The sequence below is a fragment of the Aquimarina sp. RZ0 genome (assembly GCF_008370685.1).
Lineage (GTDB): Bacteria > Bacteroidota > Bacteroidia > Flavobacteriales > Flavobacteriaceae > Aquimarina.
The window spans coordinates 75,646-87,350 of record NZ_VTZU01000023.1 but is presented as its reverse complement, the minus strand read 5'-3'; the positions used below and the strand labels follow the sequence as shown (position 1 = coordinate 87,350).

Annotated in this window: 8 protein-coding genes and 2 pseudogenes; 3 read left to right on the top strand and 7 right to left on the bottom strand. The window is 31.0% G+C overall.

What is annotated here, in order from left to right; translation table 11 throughout:
* Window positions 1-63: 63 nt before the first annotated feature.
* Window positions 64-531, top strand: coding sequence for an MBL fold metallo-hydrolase (locus F0000_RS10635; protein WP_149624703.1), 468 nt, complete (start codon window positions 64-66; stop codon window positions 529-531).
* A 314-nt stretch (window positions 532-845) separates the two neighbouring features.
* Here F0000_RS10635 and F0000_RS10630 read toward each other — a convergent pair whose 3' ends face one another.
* Genes F0000_RS10630 through F0000_RS10600 form a run of 7 tightly spaced genes read right to left on the bottom strand, consistent with a single transcriptional unit; the run spans window position 846 to window position 10,594 of the window.
* Window positions 846-1,946, bottom strand: coding sequence for a DUF4238 domain-containing protein (locus F0000_RS10630; RefSeq protein WP_149624702.1), 1,101 nt, complete (start codon window positions 1,944-1,946; stop codon window positions 846-848).
* Between the two features lie 5 nt (window positions 1,947-1,951).
* The gene (locus tag F0000_RS10625; protein ID WP_149624701.1) at window positions 1,952-4,786 is read right to left on the bottom strand and encodes a type I restriction endonuclease subunit R; all 2,835 of its coding nucleotides are present in this window, start codon (window positions 4,784-4,786) and stop codon (window positions 1,952-1,954) included.
* Window positions 4,787-4,800: 14 nt separating this feature from the next.
* Window positions 4,801-5,991, bottom strand: coding sequence for a PD-(D/E)XK nuclease family protein (locus tag F0000_RS10620; RefSeq protein ID WP_149624700.1), 1,191 nt, complete (start codon window positions 5,989-5,991; stop codon window positions 4,801-4,803).
* 20 nt (window positions 5,992-6,011) lie between these two features.
* Complete coding sequence (locus F0000_RS10615; RefSeq protein ID WP_149624699.1) at window positions 6,012-6,497, bottom strand: hypothetical protein; 486 nt, start codon at window positions 6,495-6,497, stop codon at window positions 6,012-6,014.
* A gap of 6 nt (window positions 6,498-6,503) precedes the next feature.
* A complete protein-coding gene (locus F0000_RS10610) occupies window positions 6,504-7,796 on the bottom strand; it encodes a pentapeptide repeat-containing protein (RefSeq protein ID WP_149624698.1) in 1,293 nt (430 codons plus the stop codon).
* 7 nt (window positions 7,797-7,803) lie between these two features.
* A complete protein-coding gene (locus F0000_RS27720) occupies window positions 7,804-9,030 on the bottom strand; it encodes a restriction endonuclease subunit S (RefSeq protein WP_188112086.1) in 1,227 nt (408 codons plus the stop codon).
* A 1-nt stretch (window position 9,031) separates the two neighbouring features.
* Entirely contained in the window at window positions 9,032-10,594 is a 1,563-nt protein-coding gene (locus F0000_RS10600) for a type I restriction-modification system subunit M (RefSeq protein ID WP_149624697.1), read from the bottom strand.
* A 279-nt stretch (window positions 10,595-10,873) separates the two neighbouring features.
* Here F0000_RS10600 and tssD point away from each other — a divergent pair.
* Window positions 10,874-11,017 (top strand): annotated as a pseudogene (tssD, locus tag F0000_RS28590) (type VI secretion system tube protein TssD); the annotation flags it as partial.
* A gap of 10 nt (window positions 11,018-11,027) precedes the next feature.
* Window positions 11,028-11,699, top strand: a pseudogene (locus tag F0000_RS10595) (hypothetical protein); the annotation flags it as partial.
* Between the last annotated feature and the right edge of the window lie 6 nt (window positions 11,700-11,705).

The following is an 11,705-nucleotide window of genomic DNA, read 5'->3' as shown; positions in this document are numbered from 1 at the left end:
GCGATAAGGTAATTACTTGATCTCTCGTAGTGGCACAAATCGAACCGATATAAATGGCACAGTTTGAACCGAAATGACTGGCACTATAACTCCGAAATCATTGGCACAAATCGAACCGAATTAACCAATATCTATAATTTCAGTTTACCTAATATCAAAAGAGTATATCATTTAAAAAAAATAACTATTGGTCACTTTAATATAGTGCCTATTCTTACACCTGGGCATACTTTGGGAAGTATTTGTTACCTAATAGAGGATAATTTGTTTTCTGGAGATACTGTTTTTATTGAAGGTGTCGGAATATGTGATTTAAAAAATGTAGATGAATTATATGATTCAATACAATTTTTAAAATCATATATCCCTAGAACTACCTTGTTTTGGCCTGGACACTCTTTTGGAGAAGCACCTGGTAAAAGTTTAGATCATTTATTGAAGAATAATATTTATTTTCAATTCAAAAACAAAGAACATTTTATTAAGTTTAGAACTCGGCATAATCAACAAAATTATTTTACTTTCAAATAGACATATAAAGTGAATTCATTAAACAAAATCTTTTATAATTTAAAAATTCCTAAAACTTTTAAGTAATAAATCCTCTAATGATCAACCCAATATCTTCGACCAAAAAGTTCGAACTCTGTCCCTCCGACTCCACAAAAAACTCCCGAATCACCAATGATTACGGGAGTTTTAATTTATAGTCGACAATCTGGTCGACAATTATTGTTTTTTTGATCCTATGACAATAAAGGTACAAACTCCTCTTTCTCCATAAAAATTCTTTTCCTCATTTGATTTACAAGGATCTTATTTCTTAGTTGACAATTCTTTATATTTTACCATATTCCACTATTCTTAAATAAGTTAATCAGACCTTCAATTTGTTTATCGTTTTTAAAGTGTTCATGAGAGGACATTTTTTTTAATTGTTTGACGGATTCACCCGATTTGATTCCTTTCTCTCGAACTATATTAAAAAATGTTTGTAAACTCTCAACTTTAAATTTAGCCTTATTTAAAAACTTCTGCCCATTCTCAGCGTCTTCATATTTTTCTTTCAATTTAAAATGAAAATCTATGGTGTTCTTTTTACCAATTAATAGATTATCAGCATTCTGTTCAGTCATGGCATTTGTAGTAAATACAAAATCAGTATCATGGGTCAATCGCTGAATTTCATATTCTTCATTTGCTACCGTATTTGGATGAATTTCTAAAAAATGTTTTGAATCTAATGGCATTGTTATAACATTATTAGGATTAAACAATCCACAGAATTGATTAGTACGGTACTCTCTAATCATGACAGGGTTGTCAGAAGTAATAAGGTATGCACCCTTATCTTGAATCTCAATCACATTTATTGTGCATTCATATTTATGTTGAACAAAATCAAACCATTTTTGCAAGTGTTCAATATCAAACTTAGTTTTAGCATCTTCTTTTGATTTTTGCTTAATTTCATCTAACTCTTCAACATTTACTTTATCTCCTCCAAACATAGATGTTTTAATAATACCTTCATCGTCTGCAAGGAGTTTTAAGCGCTCAAAAAGATCGTCCGTAAAGGAATTACTATGATTTAGATGAATAGGTGTTCTAAAATAAAAGGATAAACACACATACAAAATTTTTAACTTCTCTTCTTTAGATAAAATACTTCTTTTCTTATCTATTAAGAGCCTGTAGATATTTTGAAACTCTGCGTCAACATTATTAGCATAATATAATTCTAAATCATATTTATTCTTATCATCCTCACTTTGAAGAGTGTATAAATGTTTTTGATAGCATATCGTTTTTGTATCAATATTTTGCCTAATTACATCATCTCTTTTATAATAAACATCAACAAAACATTTCTTCTTTTTATTACATTCAGCAAAGTTCTTTAAATAAGAACGTGGTACATAATGTTGTTTAATAGGTTCTGACATATGAATTAACCCATCCCATTAATAAAAGTATCAACGAAATCAGTTATTTTAGTTGTTATTCTTTCTGCTATCGAAGCTCTTTCTTTTAAACTAGGTCTTTCATTTAGTAGACCTATAACATCATCACGTAGAGGTGCTTTTTCTGTAAATAAATAATTACTAATAACATCAACCAATTTTTTATAGTCTAAGTTTTCATTTTTACTTAATTGCTCAACAGCTTTCTTCTTTTCGATTGTCCAGTAATTATCGAACTCATCGGCTACTAAATCTGAATCTCTTACCAATGGTAGGTTTTCTTCAATAAAACGCTCAATCAATTCTTTCTTACTTCTTAATTGACTATCGGATGCCAACATATCCGAAATCACTTTGCGCTGCTGCTCCTGCTCTTTTGGTTTCTTTATTTCTGATAATTTCGCTAAAAGGGTTAAGATATACGCTACATTAATTTCATCACGCCTTATTAACTCTAATTCAAAATCAATATCGTTTAGGATAGATACTTTTTCCTTTTCTTTTTTTACATCATCACGAATATCTAAATACTTACTTTGGTAGTCTTCGAACTCCTGCTCGGTAATCCCTAAATCATCAAAACTAAATTCAGTAAAAGTGGTTAATACATTCTTTAGCCGCATTAACTCCCTGAAGGCTTTTACAAATTCTAATTGTTCTATTTCAGAAGGCAATTCGTTTACGCTATCCACTGTTGGAGCAATCTCGTATAAGCGCTCAATAGCTTCCTCAAATTTTGCAGTATAATCTTCATAGGGTTGTACTACGATTTCTTCTATCGCTTCTTTATTAGAAAATAAGGTAATAGCTTCGTCTGTTTTTCCTTTTAGGTTTCTAAAACAAACTACATTTCCTTGTGATTTTACCTCATCCAATATTCTATTGGTACGCGAATAGGCTTGTATTAATCCGTGGTATTGTAGGTTTTTATCAACATATATGGTATTCAATAATTTAGAATCAAAACCTGTTAAAAACATATTTACCACCAGTAATACATCGACTTGCTTATGCTTCACACGTTTACCAACATCTTTATAATAACTATAAAACTCATTCGTAGAGTAATTGGTTTGAAACATCTCATTATAATCAGCAATGAAACCATCTAACTTTTCTCTGGTATGCCCATAGGAAGCAGAAGGCTCATTAACCTGAAAGTCTTCAAAATCTTCATCGGGAATAAAGCCATTAGCATCTTCGTCTAATTCATTCGCCTTATATGAAAAAATAGTGGCTACACGAAAATCATGTAAACCTGCCTCTTTTTTTGTCTTAAATAAGTCGTAGTACTGAATAAGTGTCTTGACACTAGAAACGCAAAAAATAGCGGTAAACTTCTGGCTATGTGTTTTACGATTATGATTAGTAATAATGTATTCAGTTATATTATTCAATCGCTGAGGTGCTTCCATAACCTCAGCCTTATCAATATTATCTACATTAATATCAATAATTTCATCCGCATCTTTACTTTTGAAGGTGCTAATATATTCAATTGCAAACTTTAGAACGTTCTTATCTCTAATAGCATCTGTAATTACATATTTATGTAAACATTCATCAAACAAATCTTTTGTTGTGCGCTTTCCTAAAGCATTCTTAACAGAATTATCTTTAAAGATCGGTGTTCCTGTAAAACCAAATAATTGTGCATTCTGAAAAAAGTCTTTAATACGGTTATGCGTGTCTCCAAACTGGCTTCTATGGCACTCATCAAAAATAAACACAACTCTTTCATCTTTCAGAGCATCCATTTTTCCCAAGTACTTTGGTTTATAGATGGCTGTATTTAATTTTTGAATGGTAGTTACTATCAGTTTTGTATCATTAGAAAACTGCTTAACTAAAGCATTTGTATTATTGGTAGCATCTATACTCCCTTCACTAAAACTATTGAACTCTTTAATAGTTTGATAATCTAAATCTTTACGATCTACCACAAACACCACTTTTTTTACACCTTCAAGATTAGTCAATATTTGCGCTGTCTTAAATGAGGTCAGAGTTTTACCCGAACCAGTGGTATGCCATATATACCCAAACTTATTACTGTTCTTAACTCGCTCTACAATAGCTTCGGTTGCATAATATTGATAAGGACGTAATACCATCAATGTTTTTGAGGTGTTCAAAACGGTGTACTTCGTTATCATTTTTGATACGTGACAAGGTTCTAAAAACTGGGCTGCAAACTCACTTATTTGTGTAATGATCTTATTCTCTATATCTGCCCAATAAAAGGTTTGTTTAAATGAACGAGCTTTAATTGGATTATTAGCGTAGTATTTAGTATTTACACCATTACTGATCACAAAGAGCTGTATAAATTGAAATAACCCATTACCTGCTTGATACGAATGCCGTTGATACCTATTTGTTTGATTGAATGCTTCTTTTAGCTCTAAGCCTCTACGTTTTAATTCTATTTGCACTAAGGGCAGACCATTAATTAAAATAGTAACATCATAACGGTTTTTATAACTACCCTCCATAGTTACTTGATGTGTAACTTGGTATTGATTTTTACACCAATGTATTTGATTTATTAATTCTAAATAACCTGTACTCCCATCATCTTTAGCATACGTAATCTTATCTCGTAAGGTTTTTGCTCTTTCGTAGATATTCCCTTTAGATAAGTCGTTTAGCACTTGTTTAAACTCTCCTTCTGATAAACTACAATTATTATGTTTCTCAAGTTGCGTTTTAAGATTTGTAATTAGATCATCTTCATCTTTAATGACTACCTTTTTATAACCTAAATCAACTAATTGTTGCACTAAATTTTCTTCTAAGATGTATTCTGGTTGTGTGGTCATAAATAAGGTTTCTTTTATTCTTCTATAAGATGATTATGTTCTTCGATAAAAAAAACAATTTGTTCAACAACATTTTTTGCAACTGCTTCTAATTTTTCGTATGTATTTATACTTTTAAGAAAGACACTATCTGTCACATTTATTTTTATAGTATCATGCGTTAATACTTCATGGTGCACCCATCCTTTGTTTAATCGCACATATTCTTTTTCTAAATTCAAAGAACTATTAGCATTGTATATACCAATAAACAATTCACCACCAAGATGTCCATTCCCACTAAAAGTTTCTACTCCAAACCACGCTTGTTTAATATTGGATTTCTCGCTATCAAACCATATGCTTGCATATTTTTTAGAAATATCATTTCTTTTAGATATCGAATAACCTTTAACTTCTACATTTAAAAGCTCGGTTATCTTATTTCTAAAATCGTTTCTTATGTTTTTAACGACTAGATTATATTTTGAAGCTATTAAAGATGCTTCTTCTAGATTTTCAATTACAATTGATTTTAATTCTTTGTCTTGTTTATCCCCCAAAGTATTTGTTATTTTTTGAATTAAAATTTTATACTGTTTAATACTTTCTCTGAGTATAGGTTGATCAGAAGCAATTGTTTGGCACGTTTCTAACCAATTAATAATTTCAGTTTGATAACTGATTACGAAGAAGTCTTTATCATAAACCAATTTACCACTACTGGTTTCTAGTGGTTCTTCTCCACTCGTTAAATAGACAACCTTATTTTTACTTTTATTATAATTATAATAGCGTTCTATTTGAAATTCTTGATCGGGTGCATCTATTTTATTTTCAATAGAAATTGTATATCCATTACCATCTTGTATTACTATATCTATCCTTCCTCCTGTTTTCTTATTTTTATCTATCCTACCTACAAAGTGTTCTACAAAAACAGTTGCCGATTCTATATTAAAAGTGTCATTGTTTTTAGTTACAAAAGTATTTTCAGGAAACAAGTTTATAAATGCTTCTAAAAAAACAGCCCCCATTAAATGTGTGCCTTTTGGGTTTAACAATTCTGCAATAAATGCTGAATGTGTTCTTACTTCTTTTGTTTTTAAATTTAAGATGCTATATATATTAAACAATTCGCCTTTTGCTTTTGTTAATTGTTTATGGTGAGAAACAATCATTTTTACTTTCTCTAAAATATCTTTTTCTCTACCTACCACAGCCATTGTCTTTATTGAATAACGCTTTAATTATCGGCTTTCATTTTTTCTATAGTTTTCAAATCTCTTTTTCCTATTTTATTAAAAAGTAAATCTGAATTTTCTCCTTTATTTTTATGTATTAAGTAACTCTCAGCTTCTAGCCTGCCAAAATATATACAGGTAAAGGTTATTTCTATATTCTTCTCGAAATAGAGCGTTAATCCATGCTCATCTTTATCTACAAATACACCCTTCTTATTCTCAACAGTTTCGAATAATTTTCTTCCTAACTGTTTTCTAAAAGAATGATTATATGTTTTCCTTAAATCTTTCATTCTTTTAAGCAAGCTAGCGGTTTGCCCTATATACACTAATGTTCCTTTATCGAATAAAGCATATATTGCTGGGCTATCTTCAAAATTTAGGTTAGCCCAATTGGTATTATACTCAAATTTTATTTTTGCATTTGTTTTAAGTTGAATATCTATACTTTCTATATGTGCTATTATATCTTTATTGGTTAACTCCATAAATTATCACCTATACTTTCTAAATGCTTGGATGGTTTGATAAATTCCATATCCTACGAAAAGTCTTCCTGTAAAATCCCACATATAGAATAACCAATTCAAATTTACATTTTCTCCTAAATAATTGAATTTGTGAGTTGGAATTAAAAATTGAATATAATACTTAAATCCTTTAGTGAAACTTTCCCAGTCAACCGAATTACTATATTCAAAAAGACTGGACTGTATTATCGATAAATAGAAAAACACAAACCCAATTACTATTGTAAATAAAGCACCAATTATATAAGAACTTCCGAACTTATTTGATATAGCGTTCCATCCTAAAACCCAAATATTTGAAAAAGAAATACTCACTTTTTCAAATCTCCATAATTTAGTCCAAGATTCTTTGAATAAGGTTTTTTTCTCATTAACCTTAAAAGGAATAGATGCTACTATATTGTTATTATTCTCGTGTAATCTCTTAATGATTCGATAAGTTTCACGCTTATTAAGTATTGGTATTGTATTTTCTATTGAAACAGATTTTTCATATTCGGTTTCGGACAGTTTTTTGTTTAAACTCTTATATTTCCTATCATCAAGCGATATGTTAAAAATTAATAAATCGCCTTTAATTATAGCCAAAGACAAATCTAAACCATGGTCAAACTTTGTTCCTCTAAATATTGTTTTATTTCCTAAAAGACTATATGTAAAAAGCACGTTACTTGTAAAATTAGTAGCTGAAAAAACAACAATATTTAAAAAATCGGTTTTATAAAAGTTAACCGGTTTTATAAAAGTAGAGTTGTAGAAATCAACCAACCCATAAAATGTAGTATTTCTAAAATTGGTGTTTTCTATTTTACACGACTTTAAACGGCATTTGCCATTATTATCGTTATCTCCATCAATTCCAAAAATTGCATTTTCAAAGTTCAAGGTATTAATAGAGCAGTTTAGAAGTGTAAGATTACTTTTCTGCATTCTTATTTTTAGTTCTTTTTCAAAAGAACAATTTTGAGCAATAACATAATGTTCGCTTCTGTTATGTATTCTAACCTCTTTTTTAAAAGCGCAACCTTTAAATTTATATGGATCAACATTTCTTCTAAGATGATTTTGCATATCATTAAATGCATCTTCATCAAAAGGTATAAACAACTCAAAATCAATTATAATATTTTTAAAACCATCTTCATTATCATCGAATTCATAAATACCTTCTTCGGGAATTGAAATGATTTCTACTTTTATATCATCTTTCCAAAATTTAATTAATTGGTCAATATTTTCAGCTATTCTTTCTTCCATAATATAACTAAACAAACATCTGCTGCAACAAGCCTTTTTTAAACTGTTGGGTATTTTCTAATTGGGTGGCAACTAACCCTATTTTAGCATCTATACTAGATAAGAAATTAGCGATTTTGGTTTGTTCTTCTATGGAAGGTATTGAAAGTTCTATTTCTTCAACATATCTAAAATATAAATTTGAAACATTACCCCCTTCTACTCGCTGTGCTAATTGTTTTTTAAGCATAGCGTTAATGTAATATGTCATAAAAAGACCATTTTCAGAAGTGTTATAAACAGAAATCATTTCTCCAATTGCTACATTTGGTAAGGGCAAGTAACTACAGTTTGCGAAATCAAGTGGGTCTTCACCAACACGTGGAACAAGTACTTCACCTCCTTTACTAAATTTTAAATTATCAGGATTTATATTAGTATATGATTTTATTTCTGCAATTTCTTCTGAATATGTACTATACAATTCACCATATCTCACACAAGGGGTTTTAGCATCTGAGGTAACTGATGATTTTGGTGCACTTTTACCATAATAGAAATATCCAAAATCTTTTAGTTTTCCATTTCTTAATTCTTGATTTTTATACTCATCAAATCTAATATTGTAAGATAATATTTGCAGCATGACCCCTTTTTTGTATTGTTCTAAAAGGCTTTTCTTTTGTTGTAGTTGGCTTATTTTTTTATCTACTGCCGTAAGGAATGTGGCTATTTTTTGTTGTTCTGAAAACGAAGGGAATTGACAAGGAGTATTCTTTGCTTGAACAACGGTATAGTGAGCTATTGTTCCCACGTGAGAAATACTTTTAAGATATTTTCTAAATGATTGTGATAGAAAGAATGAGTATAAAAAATAACCACTTACCCCCATAGTGTTTTTTATCCATAATAGGTCTGCATCTTTAAAGTATAATGGTTCATTATTTTTTACTAAAAAGGGGATACCAATAGATCCTCCACCTGTAATAATAAGATCATCTTTTTTAACACGTCCTGTCTTGCTTGATAAAGAATCATACAATTCAAAAGAAATATATGCTTTTGAATTTTTAGTTCCTTTGAAATGAGCAACTACATCACTCGTCCTGAAAAAAGGAACTCCTTTTTCTGTCCACTCATCTTTGAGAACACGAGACGATGATGTAATACTTAAAACGTCTCCTATCTTCTTATTTATCCACTTACCATCAAACTCCTTAAACCTCAACTTAGGCACTTCCTTCACTTCATTCATACTAAAAAGGTGTTTTAATATTCAGTTGTTGGCAAAAGTCGGCTATGGTGGTATCGGTGGCTTCGAGAGCCTCTGCCACCTCTTTTAGTTTCTCAGAAACTACATCTAAATCAATAGGCTCTTCTTCTTCAAACGTATCTACATAACGCGGTATGTTTAGATTGTAGTCGTTTTCTATCACCTCATCTAATGTTGCTACATAACTAAACTTATCTATGGTACTACGCTCTCTGTAACTGTTTACTATTTTTTCAATATGCTTGGGTTGTAGTTTGTTTTTATTACCATCTTTTTCAAACTCCTTACTGGCATCTATAAACAAGATGTTATCATTGTTTACACGACATTTGCTCAATACCAAAATACAGGTAGGGATACTTGTACCAAAAAATATATTGGGTGGTAAACCTATTACGGCATCCAAATAGTTGAGGTTTTCGATAAGGTATTGTCGTATCGTACCTTCGGCAGCACCTCTAAACAATACCCCGTGTGGTAATACACACGCCATTGTACCGTTGTCGGCAAGTTGGTGTATCATATGCTGTACAAAAGCAAAATCGGCTTTACTGGTAGGGGCTAATTTTCCGTACTGGCTAAAACGATCATCGTTTTCGTTTAATGGATTGTCTTTTCCTTTCCACTTGGCAGAAAATGGTGGATTAGCTACAATGGCTTCAAAACGTAGTTCTCTGTGTTGGGGTTCGGTTAAGGTATCTTCTTGTCTAATATCAAACTGGCGGTAATGCAGATCGTGCAAAATCATATTCATACGTGCCAAATTGTAGGTAGTACGGTTGAGTTCTTGCCCAAAAAACTCATCTACTTTTACCTCTCTTGCTACACGCAGTAACAACGACCCACTACCACAGGTAGGATCGTATACATTTTTTAGGCGTTTCTTGCCTGTAGTTACTATTTGAGCCAGTATCTGGGATACTTGTTGCGGGGTGTAAAATTCTCCTGCTTTTTTACCTGCACCACTTGCAAATTGCGAAATCAAATACTCATAAGCATCCCCCAACACATCGGCATCAGTATCTTGCAAGGCAAAGTCGATTTTATCTAAATGCGATAACACTTTGGCAATTAAACTATTTCTAGCATCGGCACTTCTTCCTAGCTTCGTACTACTCAGGTCTAAATCTTCGAACAGTTGGTTAAAATCATCTTCGCTTTCTGTACCCATTGTACTTTGCTCTATACCATTCAGGATACTTTCTAAATCTTCTAATATGAAGTCACTTTGTGTTTCGGTGTTGGCATTTCCTTTTTTGGCTATAGCACTAAATAGTTCTTGGGGTTTTAAAAAGTACCCCAACTTAATTAAGGATTCTTCTTTTATAGCCTTTAGATCATCCGTATCGGTAATTGCCGCATAGTCCTTTATAGCTTCGGTTTCTAATAGCGTATTGGCATATAAATATTGCTTTTCGGATAAGTATTTATAAAATATAAAGCCTAGTATATAATCTCTAAACTCATCTGCATCCATTTTGCCACGTAGCTCGTTGGCGATATTCCACAACTGTGTTTCGAGTAGTTTCTTCTGTTCTTCTGACATGGATCGTTTTTATTTTCAATGTTAAAAATAGTGTTTTAGTCACAACTAATAAAGTAATATTTTTTCCCCAGCTGATGATTTCATTTTTTTTATTCATAAAAACAATAAGTATAAGGTTTTACCGTATACATACATCACGGATATACTTTTATATTTGTATTCTTTATACACAAAACACATATGAGTTTTACTGCCAAACTTATTTTTGATGATCAGGAAATAAACATTCTTGATTTTTCATATACTTTTAGACAGGAAAGTGACTAAAATGGTAAGCCTTCTTCTAAACCGCAATTCGCAGGATTATCTGTAGTTATTGAATCTACTAAGGATAGTGACTTACTAGAATGGATGATCAATCCTTCATTAGCAAAACAACTACAAATTCGTATTGAACCCAGAGCCCTTAATGGTATAAGGTAGAACGCTAAACTTTATTGATGCGCATTGTGTTGATTATGTAGAGCTGTTTAATAACGAGAGTACACATCCAATGACGTTAAGCTTATCTATCACCTCCGCAGGAGTAAAAGAAGGTACTACTGAATTCTCAGAATATTGGCGCACTACATTTCCATCAACTACCACATTAACAGAAACTAGAGAGGAAGAAACAGAAGAAGATAAAAAGGCATCAATTAAACCTTATGATTTTATTGTAGGAACTAATATAATTGCATCAATTGAAAGATTGGACAATAATCCAATTGATGAAAATGTAACTATTGTAATAGGGAACTTCCATATTGATGACTATTGGATTGATAGTGATGGGATTGCATATTTTGTCCCTCCTAAAACGCTAAGTAATTTTAACACAAATGAAGTTACTATAGGAAACGAAACATTTGATACTAGTAATGAGATTAGTACTGTATCTGATCCTAAAGAATCTATTAAATCATTAGAAAATCAACTTGATTTACTTCATACCTTATCCGATTTACCTATTGGTAACGGTATGGAAAATTCAAAAAGTGTAAAAGATCAATTATTAAAAGAAGGTTATTATAGATTTCAATTAGCATTGAATGATCTTCAGAATAAATTTTCTGATTTTGAATCAAATAAAGTATTGTCGGATGAAATTTCTAAAGTTTTTTAAATTAGA